The sequence below is a fragment of the Dermacoccus sp. CCH2-D9 genome (assembly GCF_001556795.1).
Taxonomy (GTDB): Bacteria; Actinomycetota; Actinomycetes; order Actinomycetales; family Dermatophilaceae; genus Dermacoccus; species Dermacoccus nishinomiyaensis.
This window is the reverse complement of sequence record NZ_LSJT01000123.1, coordinates 1-20,109: the sequence shown is the minus strand read 5'-3', so window position 1 is coordinate 20,109 and position 20,109 is coordinate 1. Positions and strand designations below refer to the sequence as shown.

The 20,109-nt window shown below is 69.3% G+C and carries 17 protein-coding genes and 1 pseudogene; 12 read left to right on the top strand and 6 right to left on the bottom strand.

Annotated features, from left to right (window positions below; all coding sequences use genetic code 11):
• Window positions 1-21: 21 nt before the first annotated feature.
• From AX669_RS10585 to AX669_RS10570, 4 genes are all read left to right on the top strand, one after another.
• Window positions 22-756 carry a LemA family protein gene (locus AX669_RS10585; protein WP_062258344.1) on the top strand — a complete coding sequence of 245 codons (735 nt, stop codon included), beginning with the start codon at window positions 22-24 and terminating at the stop codon, window positions 754-756.
• Complete coding sequence (gene macS, locus AX669_RS10580) at window positions 753-2,150, top strand: MacS family sensor histidine kinase (RefSeq protein WP_144693509.1); 1,398 nt, start codon at window positions 753-755, stop codon at window positions 2,148-2,150. The genes AX669_RS10585 and macS overlap by 4 nt, the downstream gene beginning before the upstream one ends.
• Before the next feature lie 120 nt (window positions 2,151-2,270).
• Window positions 2,271-2,927 (top strand): response regulator transcription factor, encoded by a 657-nt coding sequence (locus AX669_RS10575; protein WP_038570324.1) that lies wholly within the window; start codon window positions 2,271-2,273, stop codon window positions 2,925-2,927.
• 117 nt (window positions 2,928-3,044) lie between these two features.
• Window positions 3,045-4,880 (top strand): DUF2339 domain-containing protein, encoded by a 1,836-nt coding sequence (locus tag AX669_RS10570; RefSeq protein ID WP_082740884.1) that lies wholly within the window; start codon window positions 3,045-3,047, stop codon window positions 4,878-4,880.
• A 67-nt stretch (window positions 4,881-4,947) separates the two neighbouring features.
• On the opposite strand, the gene AX669_RS10565 is transcribed toward AX669_RS10570, so the two are convergent.
• Window positions 4,948-6,192: a winged helix-turn-helix domain-containing protein gene (locus AX669_RS10565; RefSeq protein WP_062258340.1), complete on the bottom strand. Its 1,245-nt coding sequence runs from the start codon at window positions 6,190-6,192 to the stop codon at window positions 4,948-4,950.
• 167 nt (window positions 6,193-6,359) lie between these two features.
• Here AX669_RS10565 and AX669_RS10560 point away from each other — a divergent pair, with 167 nt between their 5' ends.
• From AX669_RS10560 to AX669_RS10550, 3 genes are all read left to right on the top strand, one after another.
• Window positions 6,360-6,863: a hypothetical protein gene (locus tag AX669_RS10560; protein WP_040014818.1), complete on the top strand. Its 504-nt coding sequence runs from the start codon at window positions 6,360-6,362 to the stop codon at window positions 6,861-6,863.
• A 90-nt stretch (window positions 6,864-6,953) separates the two neighbouring features.
• Complete coding sequence (locus AX669_RS10555) at window positions 6,954-7,337, top strand: cold-shock protein (protein WP_006946178.1); 384 nt, start codon at window positions 6,954-6,956, stop codon at window positions 7,335-7,337.
• A 2-nt stretch (window positions 7,338-7,339) separates the two neighbouring features.
• Complete coding sequence (locus tag AX669_RS10550) at window positions 7,340-8,233, top strand: DUF3027 domain-containing protein (protein ID WP_062258339.1); 894 nt, start codon at window positions 7,340-7,342, stop codon at window positions 8,231-8,233.
• Between the two features lie 66 nt (window positions 8,234-8,299).
• Here AX669_RS10550 and AX669_RS10545 read toward each other — a convergent pair whose 3' ends face one another.
• Window positions 8,300-9,787 carry an NCS2 family permease gene (locus tag AX669_RS10545; protein ID WP_038566975.1) on the bottom strand — a complete coding sequence of 496 codons (1,488 nt, stop codon included), beginning with the start codon at window positions 9,785-9,787 and terminating at the stop codon, window positions 8,300-8,302.
• 222 nt (window positions 9,788-10,009) lie between these two features.
• Between AX669_RS10545 and AX669_RS10540 the strand changes: the two genes are divergently transcribed.
• A complete protein-coding gene (locus tag AX669_RS10540) occupies window positions 10,010-10,426 on the top strand; it encodes a DUF2530 domain-containing protein (RefSeq protein ID WP_231729563.1) in 417 nt (138 codons plus the stop codon).
• An 89-nt stretch (window positions 10,427-10,515) separates the two neighbouring features.
• On the opposite strand, the gene AX669_RS10535 is transcribed toward AX669_RS10540, so the two are convergent.
• Together AX669_RS10535 and AX669_RS10530 are read right to left on the bottom strand one after the other, a co-directional pair.
• Window positions 10,516-10,752 (bottom strand): type II toxin-antitoxin system Phd/YefM family antitoxin, encoded by a 237-nt coding sequence (locus AX669_RS10535; RefSeq protein ID WP_062258357.1) that lies wholly within the window; start codon window positions 10,750-10,752, stop codon window positions 10,516-10,518.
• A gap of 38 nt (window positions 10,753-10,790) precedes the next feature.
• Window positions 10,791-12,422, bottom strand: a complete 1,632-nt coding sequence (locus AX669_RS10530) for a DNA repair helicase XPB (protein ID WP_062258337.1) — start codon at window positions 12,420-12,422, stop codon at window positions 10,791-10,793.
• A 297-nt stretch (window positions 12,423-12,719) separates the two neighbouring features.
• On the opposite strand from AX669_RS10530, the gene AX669_RS10525 reads away from it, so the two are divergent.
• The 4 genes and pseudogenes from AX669_RS10525 to AX669_RS13985 all read left to right on the top strand — a co-directional run.
• Window positions 12,720-14,084 (top strand): MFS transporter, encoded by a 1,365-nt coding sequence (locus AX669_RS10525; RefSeq protein ID WP_062258335.1) that lies wholly within the window; start codon window positions 12,720-12,722, stop codon window positions 14,082-14,084.
• Window positions 14,085-14,183: 99 nt separating this feature from the next.
• Window positions 14,184-16,169: a M13 family metallopeptidase gene (locus AX669_RS10520; RefSeq protein ID WP_062258333.1), complete on the top strand. Its 1,986-nt coding sequence runs from the start codon at window positions 14,184-14,186 to the stop codon at window positions 16,167-16,169.
• A 78-nt stretch (window positions 16,170-16,247) separates the two neighbouring features.
• On the top strand, window positions 16,248-16,715 hold the full coding sequence (locus tag AX669_RS13990; protein WP_006946205.1) for an EamA family transporter: 468 nt from the start codon (window positions 16,248-16,250) through the stop codon (window positions 16,713-16,715).
• 15 nt (window positions 16,716-16,730) lie between these two features.
• A pseudogene (locus AX669_RS13985) lies at window positions 16,731-17,072 on the top strand (EamA family transporter); the annotation flags it as partial.
• 48 nt (window positions 17,073-17,120) lie between these two features.
• On the opposite strand, the gene AX669_RS13980 reads toward AX669_RS13985, so the two are convergent.
• Entirely contained in the window at window positions 17,121-17,531 is a 411-nt protein-coding gene (locus AX669_RS13980) for an 8-oxo-dGTP diphosphatase (RefSeq protein WP_231729573.1), read from the bottom strand.
• A 65-nt stretch (window positions 17,532-17,596) separates the two neighbouring features.
• Window positions 17,597-19,858 carry a helicase-associated domain-containing protein gene (locus AX669_RS10505; protein WP_231729562.1) on the bottom strand — a complete coding sequence of 754 codons (2,262 nt, stop codon included), beginning with the start codon at window positions 19,856-19,858 and terminating at the stop codon, window positions 17,597-17,599.
• Window positions 19,859-20,109 lie beyond the last annotated feature (251 nt).

The window sequence follows — 20,109 nt, the reverse complement described above, 5'->3', positions numbered from 1 at the left end:
CCCTCGAAGCAGGAGCCACTCATGACGTTCGTCATCATCCTTCTCGTCATCATCGTCGCGCTCGTCGTCGCAGCCGTCATGATGTACAACGGCCTCGTCAAGCAGCGCAACACGGTGCAAGAGGCCTGGCACCAGATCGACGTCGAGCTGACGCGTCGTCACGACCTCATCCCGAACCTCGTCGAGACGGTCAAGGCGTACGCGAAGCACGAGGCGGGCACGCTCGACGCCGTCATCCGCGCGCGTGGTGCGGCCGTCAACACGAACGGTTCGCCGGCGCAGGTCGCCGAGGCCGAGGGTGAGCTGAGCCAGGCGCTGGGTCGCCTCATCTCCGTCTCCGAGGCCTACCCCGACCTCAAGTCGAACCAGAACTACCAGCAGCTCATGGGCGAGCTCAGCTCGACCGAGGACCGCATCTCCAACGCGCGCCGCTACTACAACGCGTGCGTCAGCTCGCTCAACTCGAAGGTCGACTCGATCCCGACGAAGTTCATGGCCGGCCCCGCGGGCGTGACGAAGGCCGAGTACTACGAGGCCGACGAGGCGACGAAGGGTGCCCCGCGCGTCAACATGACGAACGACCAGGCGCCGAACGTGCAGTTCGACGCGCCGCAGAGCCAGCAGCGTCCGTACAACGAGCAGCCGCAACTGCCGCCGTCGCAGATGCCGTACCCGACGCAGAACACCGCGAGTGGCCAGTACCAGGCGCCCGGCCAGGAGGGTTACGGGGTGCCGTACCCCGAGCAGCGCAAGTGAGCCGAGCCCACCTGCGTCGACGCCCCGAATCGCCTGTGCGGTTCGGGGCGTCGTCCGTCGCGTCCCGATGGACGGGCTGGGGCGTGGGCCTGCCCGACGACGCGATGGGTTCGCTCTGGGCAACCTCGGGCGCGTTTCGCTTCCTGACGCTCGCGTACAGCCTCTTCATCCATTCGATGGCGATCTCGCACTACTCGCGCCCCCACCTGGCAAGCGCCCTCATCGCGGTGCAGTGCATCTGGTCCGGCATCGCGGCGTACGCGATGTTCGCGCGCCGCACCTGGCGACCTGTGCTCGTCGGGCTCGACCAGGTCGTCACGCTCGCGCTCGTCTACTCGACGTGGATCGTCGCACCCGAGAGCTGGTGGGATCACAACCAGAGCCTGCCGACGACGATGTGGGTGACGAACGCCGTGCTCACCGCCGGGATGATGTGGGGTGTCGGCGCAGGTTTCGCGAGCGCCGTCGTCCTGGGGCTCGCGTGCCTGCACGTCGGCGGAGATCTGTCGTGGCTCGAACGTTCACCGACGCTGCCCATTCTCGTCAGTGCGGGCATCGCCGCGGGGGTGGCGAGCCACGGTGTGCAGCGCGCCCACGAGCAGTTGACGAGGGCGCTCGAGCTGCGCGCCCGGGCCGCGGAGCGCGAACGGCTCGCCCGGCAGGTGCACGACGGAGTGCTGCAGGTGCTCGCCTTGACCGCGCGCGAAGGGGAGCGCGCGGGTGGTGAGTTCGCGCGTGTCGGGCAGCTCGCCGCCGAGCAGGAGCAGGCTCTACGCCACCTCATCGCGGACGGCGACGACAGCGCGCGCCGCGACGGCACGTGGGCGGGCAACGCGGGGGCAGTGCGTCTTAATGGTCTCGCCGGGGGAGTCGCCTCCAGCCTGCGTGATGCGGGTCAGAACGGGGTGGCGCGGGGTGGGGGAGCTCTCGACGCCGGCATAGAGGCGTCGTCGGTGGACGCGCCGGCGCGGGGTGCTGCCCGCCGGTCTGACGCGCCTGACCCGACGGATCTGCGCCAGGTGCTGCTCGCCCTCGAGAGCCGTCGGTGCCACGTCAGCGCCGGAGCCGAGGCGGTGACGCTGCGCCCCGACGTCGTCGCCGAGATCACCGCGGCGGTGCGGCAAGCCCTGACGAACACCGATTTGCACGCCGGGCGTGGTGGCGCACCCGCGACCTCGTACGTCCTGCTCGAGGATCTCGGCGATGAGGTCGTCGTCACCGTCCGTGACGACGGCGTGGGCATGTCGCCGGAACGGCCGGCGCAGGCACGCGCCGAAGGGCGACTGGGCGTCAGCGGATCGATCGTCGGACGCATCGAGGCGATCGGCGGACGCGCGCATCTCACCACCGCGCCGGGCGAGGGCGTCGAGTGGGAGTTCACGGTGCCGCGCTGAGGCGCGGCAAGCGGCCTCGATCATGATCGTGTCGCGCGACGGGCGTTCTCATCCGCCGCAGCAGTGGAGCGCCGCAGCGCCACGGTGGCTCGCGATCTTGGCGTCCGCGACAATGTCGTCATGAATGACTCGTCCCGTGAGCCCCAGGCCCGCGTCATGATCGTCGACGATCATCCGATGTGGCGTGACGCCGTCGAACGCGACCTCGTCGCGCGCGGCTACGACGTCGTCGCCACCGCCGGGTCCGTGCGCGAGGCCGTCGATCGCGCTCGCGCGACGCGCCCCGACCTGGTCCTCATGGACATGAATCTGCCCGACGGCAACGGTGCCGACGCGACGTCCGCCATCATGCTGACGCTCGCCGAGGTCAAGGTGCTCGTGCTGTCGGCGTCGTCGGCGCGCAGCGACGTGCTCGACGCCGTAAAGGTTGGCGCGTCGGGCTACCTGCTCAAGAGTGCCAGCGCCGCCGAACTTGTCGACGCGGTCGAGGCGACGCTGCGCGGAGACGCGGTGTTCACCCCCGAACTCGCCGGGCTGGTGCTCGCGCACCTGCGTGGCCGCGTCGACACCACGGACGACCCGGCGAGCGCCCTGACGCCCCGCGAGAGCGAGGTGCTGCGCATGGTTGCGAAGGGGCTCGCGTCGAAGCAGATCGCCTCGCGGCTCGGCCTCAGCAGCCGCACCGTCGACAACCACGTCGCCGCGACGCTGCGCAAGCTGCACCTTGCCAACCGCGTCGAACTGACGCGGTTCGCTCTCGAGAACGGCCTCGACTGACGTTCGCCGCACCTGCGTGGGCAGGGGCGCCCTGAGCACTCACTCGCGTCCATTACTCACGTCGTCTGAGTAGTCCTGCTCAGGCGCCGAAGCCGACGGCCGACGAGGCTCGAAGGCATGAATGAGAACCAGCCCTCGAACTCCTTCGACCCGTCCCGCCCGGTGCCGCCCTACGGTCCGTCGTACCCCGGACGCCCTGCCTTCGACGCTCCTGACGGCCACTCGACGCCGCCGCCACCATTCATGGGGGCGACGCCGAACAGTGGTCATCGGCAAGGCCAGTACAGCGGTGCCGCTCCCGGTCAGGCTCCCCGTGACGGGCGCTCTGGTGCAGGACCGGCACCCGCATTTCCCGGTTCGCTCGCGTTCATCCCGCCGCCACCTCCCGAACTGAAGCCTCGACGGTTCGACAACCAGCAGATCGTCGCGATGCTGCTGGCGGCCGCGGGCGTCGTCGTCACGCTCGTCGGGGTCGTGCTCCTGCTCGTCATGGCGGCGCGTGAAGGCATCCTGACGCCGCCGGTCCGCGTCGTCGGTGGCGCCGCGGGTTCGGCGGCTCTCGCCGCGGCCGCGTCGTGGGTGCGCCGTCGACCGGGTGGCCAGATCGGCTCCATCGCGCTGCTCGCGACGGCAGCGTCCGCGGCGTACTTCGACGTCATCGCCGTCACCCGCCTCTACGCGTGGGTGCCGTTGAGTGTCGGCCTCGCGATGGCGTTCGTCGTCGCGGCAGCCGCGTTCCTGCTCGCGATGCGCTGGGACGAGAAATGGCTCGCCATCGCGATCATGGTCGCGGTCTGCGTGTTCGCGCCCTTCTTGACGCAGGGCCCCGGCCTCGCGCTCGTCGCGTTCCTGTTCGTCATCCAGCTCGTCGGCGTCGCACCCGAGCCGACGCGTCGCTGGGACGAGCTCGGCCTCGCGCGGACCGTCCCCGTCGTGCTCGCCGCGACGTTCTGGATCGACCTCGACCACAGCGTCCAGGTGCCCGTCATGATCGGCCTCATCGCCCTCACCGCGGTGACGACGACGCTGCTCACCGCGACGGTTCGTCCCGACGCGCGCTGGGGTGCGGCCGCCTACGTCAGCGCCTGGCTGCCGATGTGGGTCTTCATGATCCGCGCCGACCGTTCGACGTGGACGCTGCTGGCCCTCGGGGCGACGTTCGTCGCGGCACTGACGTGGTGGGCCCTGCGGCACGCGGGGCGCGAGCTGCGCCTGGGCGCGCTCGTCGTCACCGTCATCAACGCGCTGACGTTGGCCTTCGCCATGACGACCGGGCCGTGGCTCGCCCTACCGTTCCTCGCCGCTGCGCTCGTGCTGTTCGCCGCGCAGGGCATGACGCGTCGGCGCATCGACGGTCAGTTGGCCCTCGGAGCGCTGGGTCTCGCCGCCGTCGCGCAGCAGGTGGCCTCTCCCACGATCGACCTGTTCTACCGGGGGCGTGCCGCTGAACTGCCGGCATCCGTCGCGGTGAGCGGGCTGCTCATGCTCACGGTGGCCGCCGTCGCGACCTGGTCGGTCCGGGGCCGGGCGATGCCCGCGCCGCACGTCCAGATGACGCTCGTCGGTGCCGGCTTCATCGGTCTGCTGGGCTTCGCGATGTCGCTGATCACCTGCCTGGGTCGCACGCCGTCGGGCTTCTTCCTCGTGCACCTCGTCATCACCGTCGGCACGATGGCGCTCGCCGCTCTCGTGCTCGTCGCCGGCCTGACGCGGCCGCGCCACCTGTCGGCGTCGATGGCGTGGGGTCTCGCGCTGCTCGGCTGTGCCCTTCTCAAGTTGCTCATGTTCGATCTCGCCTACATGGGCGCGATGACGCGGGCCATGACGTGCGTCGTCGCAGGCCTCGTCCTGCTCGCGGCCGGCACCACGTACGCCCGCACCTACGCGCTGGCCTCGAAGGAGGCGAAGCAGCCGAAGGCATCGTCGGAGCCGCATCAGGAGCGTCACGTCTGACATGAGCCAAACGCGCACCGGTGACGGGTGGGGCGGACTCCACCCGTCACCGGTGCGCGCGCGTCGTTCATGCGGCGCGCCACCCCTCGAGACCCAGCCATGTCGCCATCGTCGTGAGCTCGTCGCTCAAGGCGTCCGCGGCGCCTGGGTGTGCGGCGGGGGCGCCCGGCTCCCAGTGGATCGCGTGAGCGCGCAACACCCCGGCGGCGCGGTCGGCCTTCAGGTCGACGCGCGCGACGAGGCGCTCGCCGAACAGGAACGGCAGGACGTAGTAGCCGTACTGACGCTTCGCGGCGGGGGTGTAGATCTCGAGGCGGTAGCGGAAGTTCCACAGTGCCTCGGTGCGTTCGCGCTGCCAGATGAGTGAGTCGAACGGCGACAACAGCGCGGCCGTCTCGATGCGGCGAGGGTTCTTTGCATCGACGTGGCGCCATGCGGGTTTGTCGAAGCATTCGACGTCGACGGGTTCGAGTTCGCCCGCCGACACCAGGTGCTCGATCGCCGGGCGCACCTGCGCGCCCTTGAGCCGGAAGTAATCCCTTAGACACAGCTCGGTGCCGACCCCGTGCGCCATCGCGCCGCGCCGCACGAGTTCGACGACGTCGTCGAAGTAGGCGACGTCGCTGCCCGCAGGGGCGTCGATCAGGGAGGTCGGTGAGAAGAACTCCTCGGCCAGCGCGGCGTCGGCGATCTGGTTCGGCAGGACGCGCTCGAGGCTCGCGTAGCGACGTTCGAACTGCGGCGTTCGTCCGGCCGAGGTGATGCGGCCGGCCCAGAACAGGTGCTCCAGAGCTGCCTTGACGAGCGACCAGTTCCAGCCCCAGTGGTCGTTGTTCAGCTGCTCGTCGTGTTCGAGCGCGACCTCGATCTCGCGGGCTGTGGCGGGCGGGTGCGTCGTGACGTGGGCGTGGACGCGTTCGACGAGGTCGGGGTGCTCGGCTGCGACGCGACGCATGCCACCCCAGGCGTCCTCATGGGCGCGCGCCATGCGGTGACGCAGCAGCGGCCACACCTGCGGCGTCACGAGACTGGCCTCGTGCGCCCAATACTCGACGAGACGACGTGGCGCGCGGTCCCGAAGCGCGTCCAGGTCGCGGTGCGCATACGGGCCGAGGCGGCTGAAGAAGGGGAGGTAGTGGCTGCGCGTGAGGACGTTGACGCTGTCGATCTGCACGACCTGCAGGCGCGCGGCGGTCGCCGTCAGGTGGCGTGTCGTGACGCTCTCGGGGCGTGCCTTCGCGAACCCCTGGGCGGCCAACGCGATGCGGCGTGCCTGCGCGGTGCTGAGGCGTCGCGGACTGCGGTTCGTCATGTCGCCGACAGTAGTGGGCGGCCCCGACAACCCCGTCGGCTCGGGGTTTTCCGGCCCCGTGACGGCGTGGCGACGCGCCGACGTCCGGGCAGCACTCGGCACCTGGCGGGCGGCGCCGAAGGCCTGGAATGACGGGGTTGTCGCCGGCGCGCGGTAGCGTTCGCGCCATGGACGACGTGCACGAGGAGAGTTTCTCGACCGCGCTGCTGGCGCGCGGCAAACGGCTCGCGATCGTCGGCGCTGCGCTGCTGTGGGTGGCCTCGCCACTGCTCATCGGCGCGTGGGTGACGGTAGCCGTCAAGCTCGCTGACCGGGGGCATGTCGGCGCGCTGCTCCATGCCGCCATGGTGGTGTGGGCGCTGGTCTGTCTCGTCGTCCTGCTGGCCGGGTTCGCGATGCTGCTCGGCGGGGTGTTCTTCTGGTGGCGCTCGCGCGCCGTCACGCAGCCGCCGACCGCCCGCCGTGCGTCGGCGGGCGATGCGGCGTCGCGCTCGGCCCGCGCCGACATGCTGCGGCAGATGCAGCAGCAACTACGCGAGGACGAGGCCCGTCGCGGCGACGGTGCACACGAGCGCGGCGGCGGCTCGGATGACGCCGGCATCGAGGTCGCCGAGCCGAGCGTGGAACGCGTCGAGGCCGACGATTCGGAGGCGCCGCACACGCGCCGGTAAACTCGAAAAGTTAGTGTTCGACGGGGTGCCGCACGCGCGAGCCATCCCACCCGAGGTCGCCCGCCGGCCTCATGAGCAAAGAGGTGCGACGTGCCGGTCGGCAAGGTCAAGTTCTACAGCGCCGAGAAGGGCTTCGGCTTCGTCTCCGGGGACGACGGCGTCGACGTCTTCGTCCCCGCGAGTGCGCTGCCTGCCGGGGTGAGCCAGCTGCGGGGCGGAATGCGCATCGAGTACAGCGTCGTCGACGGGCGCAAGGGCGCGCAGGCGATGCACGTCCAGGTGCTCGACGCGCCGCCGTCGATCGCCGAGCGCAAGCGCAAGCCCGCTGAGCAGATGAGCGTTATCGTCGAAGACGTGATCCGTCTGCTCGACGACCTGTCCTCCGGGTTGCAGAAGGGGCGTTACCCCGACCGCAGCCATTCGAACAAGATCGCGACGGTGCTGCGCGCCGTGGCCGACGACCTCGAGGTCTGATCATGTCTGACGTCCCCTCCGTGCCCTCCGCGGCGAGCGAACCCGTCGAGCCGGCGCCCGCGTCGTCACCGAAGGCTCGCCGCGTCAAGGTGGTGAAGAACGACGCCGTACTCGCCGCTGACGCCGCACGCGACATGGCGCGCGCCGCCGTCGTCGAGATCGCCTACCGCGACACGGTCGGTGAGCACGTGCGCTTCGAGATGAACTCGGAGCGACTCGGCACGCACTACTTCGCGAGCCTGGCCAAGGGCTACCCCGACTGGCAGTGGGCCGTCTCCGTGGCCCGCGCGCCCCGCGCGAAGGTCGCCACCGTGTGCGAGACGAATCTCGTGCCGACGGCGTCGTCGATCCTCGCGCCCGAGTGGGTGCCCTGGGCTGACCGGCTCGCCCCGGGGGACCTGAGCGCCGGCGACGTGCTGCCGTACAAGGAGGACGACCCGCGCCTCGAAGGCGGGTTCGAGGCAACCGGCAACGAGGACGTCGACCAGGTCGCCATCTTCGAGCTCGGCCTCGGCCGCGCGCGCGTGCTCTCGGCAGAGGGGCGCGACGAGGCGGCTCAGCGCTGGTACGACGGAGAGAACGGGCCGTCGTCCGACATCGCCCGCAAGGCTCCCGCGCCGTGCGCGACGTGTGGCTACTTCCTGCCGATGGCGGGTGTGCTGCGTCAGCAGTTCGGTGTCTGTGCCAATGATTGGTCGCCCGCCGACGGCAAGGTCGTCGCCCTCGACTTCGGGTGCGGCGCCCATTCCGAGGCCGACATGGAAGCTCCGCAGGCGCACGACCATCAGGACGCGCCGGTGCTCGACGAACTTGACGTCGACCTGGAGGTCTCGGGCGGCGGCAAGGGTGCGCGCGAGAACACCGAGCAGGAGAACACCGAGCACGACGAGGCCTGAGGCAGCGAACATACGGCGAGGGCCGCCCACCACGTGGTGGGCGGCCCTCGCCGCATGATCGACACCTCAGCTGACGCCGAGGATCTGCTTGACCGGTTCGATCCCGAAGTAGACGAGGAAGAAGAACCCGACGACGTACATGAGTGGGTGCACGTCCTTCGCCTTGCCCTTGACCAGCTTGATCAGGATGAAGCTGATGAACCCGGCGCCGATGCCGACGGCGATCGAGTAGGTGAAGGGCATGAGCGCCATCGTCAGGAAGGCGGGCAGGCCGATCTCCATGTCCTTCCAGTCGATGTCGTTCGCCTGCGTCATCATGAGGTAGCCGACGATGACGAGGGCAGGCGCGGCGGCCTCCGAAGGCACCATCTCGACGAGCGGGGCCAGGAACGTCGTGAGCAGGAAGCACACGCCGGTGACGATGGAGGCGAGGCCGGTTCGCGCACCCTCGCCGACGCCGGACGCCGATTCGATGAAGGCCGTGTTGGAGCTGATGGAGCCGGCGCCGCCGGCCATCGCGGCCACGGAGTCGACGATCATGATGCGTTCGGAGTGCTCGGGCACACCATCCTCGTCGAGCAGGTCTCCCTCGGCGCCGACGGCGTACATCGCGCCCATGAGGTCGAAGAAGGCGCCGAGCACGAGCGTGAAGATGATGAGGATCGTGGAGATGGTGCCGATCTTGCCGAAGGCACCGAACAGCGAGAAGTCGCCGATGATCGAGAAGTTCGGCTGCGAGACGAACGAGTCGGGCACCTGCGGCACGGTGAGGGACCACCCTCCCGGGTTCACGACGTCCCCCTTGGCGTTCGTCTTGCTGCCGATGTTGCCGACCGTCTCGGCGATGACGGCGAGCGTCGTCGCACCGAGGATGCCGACGAGCATGGCGCCTTTCACCTTGCGGGCCATCATCGCGGCGATGCCGAGCACGCCGATGATGAAGATGAGCACCGGCCAGCCCTGCAGCGTGCCGCTCGGGCCAAGTTGGAGGAAGCCGCCGCCGGCGGAGTTGAAACCCGCGTCGTGGAGGGCGACGAGGCAGATGAACAGCCCGATGCCGACGCTGATGGCCGTCTTCAACGAGTGCGGAATCGCCGCGAACAGTGCCTTGCGAAAACCGGAGATGACGAGCAGGAAGATGATGAAGCCCTCGATGACGACGAGCCCCATGGCGTCAGGCCAGGTCATGCCCGGCAACTTCGCCACGGAGTAGGCGACGAATGCGTTGAGACCGAGGCCGGTCGCGATGGCCAGGGGGAACTTGGCGATCGCGCCCATGAAGATCGTCATCACACCAGCGACGAGGGCCGTCACGGATGCCACGAGGGTGAGGTTCGGCGACGTTCCGCCACCGATGTAATGGCCCGTCGAGTCCGGCACCGTGCCGATGATGATGGGGTTGAGGACGACGATGTACGCCATCGTGAAGAAGGTGACGAGGCCACCGCGGATCTCCCGTCCGACGGTGGAACCGCGTTCGCTGATCTTGAAGTAGCGATCCAGGGCGTTCGCGGGCGGCCCGGGGGCGGGGGCCGAAGTGACTGTGCTCGACATGGCGCACATCGTATTTGGCGCCCGTGTGCGCCGGGAAACGTGCTCAGCGGGTGGTCGTCGCCGCCTCGTCGGGTGCGCGCCCATGACCGGGCCCGTGAGTGACGTCTGCCGTCCCTTCGCCCCGCTCAGCAGAGGCGCGCCGCCGGGTCTGAGGGCGCCGGCGCCGAGCTCGGCTGTCGGTGCTTCGCCGCCCGTCAGGGGCGCGTCAACTAGGCTGTGGCGGTGAGCCCAGACCAGCGTCAGCCGAAGCGCGCGCCGCGTGCTGACGGTGCGACGCCCCGCTCGATCGAGCGCGCCCGCGAGATGCGGGAGCGCGCCGAGCACTCGATGTCCTACGAAGCTGGCGTCGTGCTCCCCCCCGAGGGCCAGGCGCGACTCGAGGAATCGCCGTACGAGAAGTTGTTCACCGGCGGCGACACCGTCATTCCGAAGCCGCAGCCGCTGCACGTCGACACACCCAAGGTGATCCTCGTCGGCGTCGCGTGCTGGGTCGTCATGCTCGTCGTGACGCTTCTCGTGCCCGCCCTGCACACGGGCGAGCGTGACTGGTGGCCGTGGACGTGCGTCGCGGGCGCCGTCCTCGGACTCATGGGCTGGGCCTACGTGCGTCGCGGACGTGGCAACGCCGAAGCTGCGTGAGCTCTCGCGGATGGCGTCTTTCGCACTTCGGCCGAGACCGCGGTCGTCCTGCAGTAGCCGCAGCGCGACGTGGGCATCGAGCAGGATGCTCATCGCCCGGCGCCGAACAGCGCCCCGACGAGCGTGTCGATCTCATCGCCGAAGGCGTCGTCCGCCGTCGTCCACGACGCATCGAGTGTGCCGAACCTGACGGGCTCGGCGACATGCGGGACGAGGTCGACGATGGGCCGCCCCGCCTTGGCGATGGTGATCGACTCGCCGGCCCCGACCCTGGCAAGCAGCCGGGAAAGGTGAGTCTTCGCCTCGTGGATGTTGACCGTCGTCATGTGGTTGGTCTGCTGAACCAAGCTGTGCGGGGAAGGGCTCAGATGTCGCTCTCGTCGACGATGCGGTAGGCGTAGCCCTGCTCGGCGAGGAAGCGCTGACGGTGCGCGGCGAAGTCGGCGTCGACGGTGTCGCGCGTGACGATCGAGTAGAAGTGCGCGGTGCGTCCGTCGGCCTTCGGGCGCAGGACGCGACCGAGGCGCTGGGCCTCCTCCTGACGCGAGCCGAAGGTTCCGGAGATCTGGACGGCGACGCTCGCCTCCGGCAGGTCGATCGAGAAGTTCGCGACCTTCGACACGACGAGCTTGGTGATCTCGCCGTCACGGAACTGCTGGAACAGCTTCTGCCGCACCGCAACCGACGTCTCACCGGTGATGAGGTCGGCGTTCAGGCGTCCCGCGACGGTCTCGAGCTGGTCGAGATACTGGCCGATGACGAGGGTCGGTTCGCCGTCATGCTTGGCGACGATGCGTTCGACGACCGGATCCTTGACCGTCGCGCACGAGGCGAAGCGGTAGCGCTCGTCGGGTTCGCTCGTCGCATAGGCCATGCGGTCGGAGTCGGAGAGCCCGACGCGCACCTCGACGCAATCGGCGGGCGCGATGTAACCCTGGCTCTCGATGTCCTTCCAGGGTGCGTCGTAGCGCTTCGGGCCGATGAGGGAGAACACGTCGTCCTCGCGGTTGTCCTCACGCACGAGCGTCGCCGTCAGGCCGAGACGTCGACGGGCCTGCAGGTCGGCCGTCATGCGGAAGATGGGCGCCGGGAGCAGATGCACCTCGTCGTAGACGACGAGGCCCCAGTCGCGCGCGTCGAGCAGCTCGAGGTGCGGGTAGACGCCCTTTCGCTTGAGCGTGAGCACCTGGTACGTCGCGATCGTGACGGGGCGGATTTCCTTGCGCGCACCGGAGTACTCGCCGATCTCGTCCTCCGTCAGCGTCGTGCGCTTGAGCAGCTCATCGCGCCACTGACGGGCCGAGACCGTGTTCGTCACGAGGATGAGGGTCGTCGCCTTGGCCTTCGCCATGGCACCGGCGCCGACGAGCGTCTTGCCGGCGCCACAGGGCAGGACGACGACGCCGCTGCCGCCGTCCCAGAACCCGTCGACGGCCTGACGCTGGTAGGGGCGCAGCTCCCAGCCGTCGGTGTCGAGGTCGATGGGGTGGGCCTCACCGTCGACGAAACCCGCACGGTCCTCGGCCGGCCAGCCGACCTTGATGAGCTCCTGCTTGATCGCGCCACGCTCACTTGGGTGGACGGCGACGGTGAAGTCGTCGAGGCGCTCGCCGACGAGTGGCTTGATCTTCTTGTGCCGCAGCACCTCTTCGAGCACGGGCTTGTCGGTGGAGTGCAGGACGAGCTGGTCGCCGTCCTTCTCGAGGACGAGACGGCCGTAACGATCCATCGTCTCGGCGACGTCGAGCAGCAGCGGTTGCGGCACGGGGAAACGGCTGTGCGTGATGAGGGCGTCGACGACCGTCTCGGCGTCGAGGCCTGCAGCGCGGGCGTTCCACAGGCCGAGCGGCGTGACGCGATACGTGTGAACGTGCTCGGGGGCGCGTTCGAGCTCGGCGAACGGAGCGATGGCGCGACGCGCCGCCTCGGCGTCCTCGTGATCGACCTCGAGCAGGATCGTCCGATCGCTCTGCACGATGAGTGCGCCGTTGTTCACGCGTTGCCTCTCGGTGGGGTCTGCGGCATCGACAGGTGCCGCGTTCAGGGTAACGGGCGCCAGCGACGGGGCATTCCGACCGGGGTGAGCACCGAGACGGCCGATGTTGTGTCATGAACGCGTGAGATAGCGCGCGTTCATGACACAACATCGGCGCCGCCCGTCATCGAGTGGGCCGTGACGCGATCTCCGTTACCGATGCGTTATTGAGCATTGCTCAACAAGTGACGAGTGGGGCTCTAGGGTGTGCTTCAGATCACATGAAAATGTCATCTCCCGTCGAGCAGGAGGCCCCCCGTGACTGCTGTATCCGCACCTGACGTCGCCATCGATCCGAAGCGCCGCAAGCGGCTGCTCGCCGCCAGCCTGCTGAGCAGTTCGATCGAGTGGTACGACTTCTTCATCTTCGGGACCGCAGCAGCGCTGGTGTTCCCTCATGTGTTCTTTCCCGACAGCTCCGCCTTGACCGGAACCCTCCTGTCGTTCGGGACGTTCTGGGCGGCCTTTCTTGCCCGCCCACTAGGTGGCGTGCTCGCCGGCCACTACGGCGACAAGTACGGGCGCAAGCGCGTCGTCGTGATCTGCGTCCTGGCCATGGGAGGGGCGACGTTCCTCATCGGCCTCCTGCCCTCTGCCGCGACGATCGGCGTCCTCGCGCCCGTCGTCCTCGTGACCCTCAGGTTCGTCCAGGGCCTTGCGGCCGGTGGTCAATGGGGCGGCATCATCCTGCTCCTGACGGAATCCGAGGGGCCGAAACGCCGCGGCTTCGCCGGCACCTTCGGTCAGATGGGCGTCCCGATCGGCGTGTTGCTCGGCAACCTCATCTTTCTCGTCGTGTCGCAGAGCGTCTCCAAGGCTGACTTCGTCTCGTGGGGTTGGCGCATCCCGTTCCTGCTGAGCGTCGTCCTGTTCCCCCTCGGGTTGTACATCCACAACAAGGTCGAGGACTCGCCGGAGTTCAAGGAGCTGCAGGCGCGTTCCGCCGAGCGGATGAACGACGCCCCTGCTCAGGCGCCCGCGCTCGACGTGGTCCGCAAGGCGTGGAAACGCATTCTGCTCGGTTGCCTCACGATGGGGGCGACGAATTCGATGTTCTACGTCGGCATCGTCGGTTCCCTGAGCTACGCCTCGAGCGAGCTCGGGATGAAACGAGAGAGTCTCCTGCTCGTCACTCTTGTGCTCTCGGCGCTCAACATCCCCATGATCTTGTGGTCGGGCGCACTCTCGGACCGGATCGGACGGAAACCCGTCGTGTTCTGGTCAGCCATCGGCCTCGCAGTCGTCATCTTTCCCTACTTCGCTCTGCTCGGGACGAAGAGCATCGCGATGTTCGCCATCGGGGCTTTTCTCACGAGCTTCTTCCAGTCGACGATCTACGGCCCGCTCGCTGCCTATCTTGCAGAGATCTTTCACCCGTCGATGCGGTACTCGGGCATGTCGCTGGCGTATCAGTTGGCCGCCATCGCACTGGCCGGCCCGACCCCGATGATCATGGCCTCCGTCATCGACAGAACGGGCAGCACGCACGGGATCGCCGCCTACATGGTGGTGCTCAGCGTCCTGACGGCCGTCGGGGCCTGGCTGCTGCCGGAGACGAACCCCAAGTCAGTTCGCGACGACCCGTCGGCGGTGCCCGGGGTGGGTCTCAACGATGCTGTCTGAGCTCGCGCGGTGAGCTGCGGATGACGGTTGTCGGTGCGAGGTGTTTGGATGGACATCAGCTGAGAAGTCCTCGACCTCCACGAAATCTGAGGTGTTCGCATGACCCGCAAGTCCGGCCTCGACGTCGACACGTTCGACGCGTCCGTCCGCCCCCAGGACGACCTGTTCGCCTACGTCAACAACACGTGGGTTCGCGAGCACCCCATCCCCGACGACAAGTCGCGCTACGGCGCGTTCGACCGCCTTCGTGAGAAGAGCGAGGCGGCGATGCGCGTCATCATCGAGGAGGCAGCGCAGAAGGCGGAGGACGCCGAGAACGGCAACCCGGCCGAGGGCTTCGGCCCGGCCACGCAGAAGGTCGGCGACCTGTACCGCTCGTTCATGGACACCGAGCGCATCAACCGTCTCGGCGTCTCGCCGATCGCGGAGGATCTCGCCGCCATCGACGGGCTGACGAGCGAGCACGATCTGCTCATGCTCCTCGGCCACCTCGAGCGCTACGGCATGGGCGGTCTGTTCGGTTTCTACGTCAGCGCCGACGCGAAGAACAGCGACGAGTACATCGTCTACATCGGCCAGAGCGGCCTCGGGCTGCCCGACGAGGCCTACTACCGCGAGGCGCAGTACGCCGAGATCCGCGCCGCCTACCAGGAGCACATGGTGCGGCTGCTCGAACTCGCGGGTGTCTCCACGCCGGAGGCCGTCGCCGACCGCGCTTACGCCCTCGAGGTCGACCTCGCGAAGCACCACTGGGACAACGTCTCGACGCGCGACGCCATCAAGACCTACAACCGCTACACGCTCGACGAGCTGCGCGACGTGCTCGGCGCGTTCGATCTCGACGCGTGGATGGAGGGCCAGGTCGTGCCGGACGGCGCGTTCGCGAACGTCGTCGTCGGGGAGCCGAGCTACCTCGAGGGGCTCGCGGAACTGTTCGCCACCCGTCCGCTCGAGGATTGGAAGGCATGGATGACGTGGCACCTCGTCACCTCCTTCGCGAACTACCTCGGCGACGCCGTGGTCGAGGAGCGCTTCGACTTCGCCGGCCGCACCCTGTCGGGCACGCCGCAGCTGCGTGAGCGCTGGAAGCGCGGCGTCGGCCTCGTCGAGGGCGTCCTCGGCGAGGAGGCCGGCAAGCTGTACGTCGAGCGTCACTTCCCGCCGGAGGCGAAGGGGCGGATGCAGGAACTCGTCGGCAACCTCGTCGAGGCGTTCCGTCGCAGTTTCCGCGAATCGACGTGGATGAGCCCCGAGACGCAGGTCAAGGCGCTCGAGAAGCTCGACGCGTTCACGCCCAAGATCGGATACCCCGACGAGTGGCGCGACTACTCCGACCTGCAGATCGTCGCCGACGACCTCGTCGGCAACATCAAGCGTTCCGCGTCATTCGAGACCGACTACCAGCTGGCCAAGATCGGGCAGCCCATCGACCGCAACGAGTGGCTCATGAGCCCGCAGACGGTCAACGCCTACTACCACCCGATGATGAACGAGATCGTCTTCCCGGCCGCCATCCTGCAGCCGCCGTTCTTCGACGTCGACGCGGACGACGCCGTCAACTACGGCGGCATCGGCGCCGTCATCGGACACGAACTCGGCCACGGCTTCGACGACCAGGGCTCGCGCTTCAACGGAGACGGTGAACTCGTCGACTGGTGGACCGAAGGCGACCGCGAGCGCTTCGACGCCCTGTCGGCCAAGCTCATCGCGCAGTTCTCCGAGCTCGAGACGCGCGACGCCCCCGGCCTCAAGGTGAACGGTGGCCTGACGGTCGGTGAGAACATCGGCGACCTCGGCGGACTGACGATCGGGTACAAGGCGTACACGATCGCCTGCGAGGACGCTCCGGCACCGGAGCTCGACGGTTTCACGGGCGCGCAGCGCTTCTTCCTCGGCTGGGCTCAGGTGTGGAGCGGCACCGCTCGCGAGGCCGAGGCGAAGCGTCTGCTCGCCACCGACCCGCACTCGCCGATGGACGTGCGCGCCAACGCAGCCCGCAACCTCACCGAGTTCGTCGAGGCGTTCGACGTCAGGGCCGGCGACGGCATGTGGGTCGACGAGGACGAGCGCGTGCGCATCTTCTGAGGCACCTTCCGAGGCCCTGAACGGCCACCAGACGGATCGTTCTTCCGGCGGCGGGCGCGGTGCGGTGGGATGGGGCTCATGACCCCACGCCACATCGCGCTCGCGCTGCTCGTCGTTCTCATCTGGGGGCTCAACTTCGTCGTCATCCACGAGGGGCTGGCCGGCATGCCGCCGCTGCTGTTCGTGGCGATCCGGTTCGCGTGCATCCTGCCGATCATGGCGTTCGTGCCGCGCCCGCAGGTCGCGTGGCGCGACCTCGCACTCGTCGGGCTGCTCATGTCGGCCGGGCAGTTCGGGTTTCTGTACTCGGCGATGGCAGCGGGTCTGGCCTCCGGGCTGGCCTCGCTGATCCTGCAGGCTCAGGCGCTGTTCACCGTCGTCATCGCCGCGGCCGTCCTGGGGGGAGCGGCGGCGACCCATCCCACTCATGGGCATGGGCATCGCCGTGGGTGGGCTCGTCGTCGTGGCCCTCGGACGCTCGGGGGCGACACCGCTCGTCGGCGTCCTGCTGTGTCTCGCGGGAGCGCTGAGCTGGGGTGCCGGTAACGTCGCCTCGCGACGCTGCGCGGAGCGTCAGGCCTCGGTTTGACGGTGTGGGGCAGCCTGTTCGTCCCGCTGCCTATGCTGGTGTTGTCGCTGCTCAGCGACGGCCCGGGCGCTGTCGGTGACGCGCTCACGCACTTCGGCGGCGCGGCGATCGCGTCGACGGCGTACACCGTCATCCTTGCGAGCCTCGTTGGCTACACGATCTGGAACGGGCTCATGGGCATCTATCCGGCATCGAACGTCGCCCCGTTCACGCTGCTCGTCCCCGTCGTCGGCTTCCTCGCCGGCTGGGTCTTCCTCGGCGAACGCACCAACGCTGCCGCGTTCGTCGGCGGCGCGCTCCTGCTCGTTGACGTGGCCGTCATCGTGCTCGGCCCGCGCGCTGACGCGGCTGGGCGCCCGCCGTCAGAGCTCGAAGCGCTCGAGCGTGACGCCGTCCGCGCCGTAGACGAACAGGGCGTGCTGCAGGGTGTCCGCGAGCGCGCGGGGCATCCAGTGGCGCGCATCCGGCCACATCTCGACGTACGGAATCTCGTCCTGACGCACCCACCGGCCGGCGATCTCGTCTGAATCCTGCACCGCGCCGAGGGCATCGGACGCAATGAACACATGCGCCCGCATGTCTTGGGTCAGGTCGTCGTGGGAAAAGCGAAAGTCGAGGACGCCGGCTGGCGCGAGTGTCTGCGCGCGCAGACCCGTCTCCTCCTCGAGCTCGCGGGCGGCCGCCTCCTGCGCGCTCTCACCGGCGTCGATCTTTCCGCCGGGGGCGACGACGCGGCTACGACCGAAGCCGCGCAGCTTTCGCCCGAGCAGCACCTCGTCCGCCCCGTCGCTCGTACGGGTGACAAGGACGAGGCAGGTCTCGAGGGGCGTCGCGGACGTCACGCCGACGCCACGCCCGTGATGCGGTGGATCGAGAACGTCCGCGTCACTGGCGAGGCGTCGCCCAGCTGGCCCGTGACGCGCCCGCCTGTCACGCTCGCGGGGCGGAACAAGCCGCGCTTGATGTCGCCGCCGGCCTCCACGTAGCCGATCCACACGGGAACGCTCTCGGCGGCCGCGTCCTGCAGCAGCGCCAACGTCACCGTCGGATCACAGGACGGAATGCGCTTGTGCGCGTCGTGCTCGCTCGGACGGACGGCGTCCTTCTCGGCGGCCCGTAGACGGCCGGCCAGCTGCTCGGCCTCACCGGCGTCGAGCGTGTGCACCTGGACGGGGGTGGTGCGGCGCGACGGCGTCGGGGCGCGCTCGACGGTGGCGGCGCGCACGACGACCCCGCCATCGGAGGTCTCGGCGACAGGCGCGTGACGATGCTCGCGCAGGACGTCGAGCAGCGTCGCCGCAGGCATCGGGGAGACGCAGACGGTGGGTGCGATGCGGCGCAGCTGCAGCGACGCGAGGCCCGTGTCGGCGACGAGCGCGTCGAGGGCGGCCTCGTCATCGCTGCGCACGTACGAACTGACCGACCCGACGCGCACGTGGCCGTGGCGGCGCGCGACGTCGCCGAGCAGGTATTCGAGAGCCTGCGGGATCGGCGTCATGCTGTGGCGACGCAGCAACTCGAGCGCCTCCGCCGAGGAGACCCCGTGGTCGAGCAGGCGACGCAGACTCGCGTCGCTGAAGCGGAAAACCGTTGCACCACCGCGGGATTCGACGTCGGCGGCGCGACGCATGAACGTGGCGGCCTCTTCCGCCAGCGGGCCGGGCGCGATGGCGGTGAGGTCGCCCTGGAGCATGACCTGATCGACCGGCTCCGGGAGCGCGGTCGACATGGCGGTCGTCACGGCCTCGACATCCGCGGCGGACGACGGGTCGGCCGCGAGCAGCGCACGCCCGGCGCTGGTGAGCGCGCCCCGGCCGAGGACGCCGAGCCATGCCGCTTCGCGCAGGACGACATCAGTGTGGGTGGGCGCCCCGGCAGGCAGGCGGAGCGGTCGGCGCCAACGCAGCAGCGCTTCGACGCCGTCGATCGTGGGGGCGCTGCCCGCCGGGAGGGCGGCGAGGACGTCGAGCACGTCCCGGCGGCGGGCCCGCATGAGCGGCCACGCGGCGTCCTTGCCGAGGACGTTGACGAGCGTCCCGTCGACGCTCTGACCCGCGAGGCCGGGGGCGCGGACGGTGTCACGCCACGCCAGAGCGAGGGCCGTCCAGCGTCGCGCCGGGCTCCAGGTCGTCCATTCGTCGTACAGATCGGTCGGTCGCCACGTCGCGTCGATCTCTCCGTCGGAGGCGAACAGGCCTGCGGCGTGGCCGATCTCGAGGACGAAGGCGGTCAGTTCGCTCGACGCATCGAGCCTCGCGGCGAGACGACGGTGATCGCGGACGGACAGACCACCGGTGCGCAGGACACGCGGCGCCTCCTCATCCCAGGCGGCGGCGACGTCGTCGAGTCGCCACAGCAGATCGAGCACCTCCCCGGCGGCAGCCGTGTCGGCGTCGGCCTGGTCGACGTGACGTGGCTCGGGTTGTGGCGGCGCCCACGGTTCGCGCGACAGCCGGCCGCCGCGCAGGGCGAGGCCCACCTCGCGCGGGATGACGGCGTCGTCACCGTCGAGGGCGACCATGAGCCCGGCGCGGACGAGTTCGTCACGGACGGCGCGCAGGGCGGGCGTCGTGAACGAGGCGCGGGCGCTACCCCAGCGCAGTTGCTCGATGACGGCGCGCGCGCGATCGGTGAGACGTGCTTCGGCGTCGGCGACCTCGTCGGGGGTGGTCGTGGGCGAGAGCGCGAGGGTGCTCGGATGCGTCACCAGCTCGGCGGTCGAACGTCCCAATCCTGCTGGGTGCGTGAGGATCTCACCGACCGCGCGAGCCGTTCGCCAGCCGTCGGAAGCGCGCCAGACGAGCGCCTTCGCCCAGAGCTCCCGGATCCCCTGTTCGACGGCCTTCTTCGACGCGCCGAGCGCGGCCGCGGCGCCGTCAGCACCGACGACGAGGAGGGCTTCGACGAGGCGCAGCGCGCCGCCGTCGAGATGTTCGAGCGCACGCTGGACGCTGGCGCGCGTCGCGGCGCGAGCCGCGAGGGAAGTGATGTCCGCCGGCGCCGGTCGCGTGAGGTCGGGGCGCGCGAGCAGGAGGGCCGCGAGCTCGTCGTCGCTGCGGGCCCTCAGATCATCGGCAAAACTGCGCGCGGCTCTGGGCACCCGCACCACGGTAGTCGGCGGCGCGGCCGGGGGCACCTCGACATCCGGTGAAGACGTCTGTGGCGAGACGGCAGAGCGCACCATGGACGTCGGCTGGGTGGGCGGGGGCTCGAGTGCGCGGTATGACGGCCTGCTGAATATGAGCGAAATTCGCACATGCGGACAGGAATCGCGGATGTGGACGTGGATCGCGAAGGTGCGGAAGCTGTCAACCTGATTGGAGTCACGTGGGGTTGAGTTGGGTGATTTCG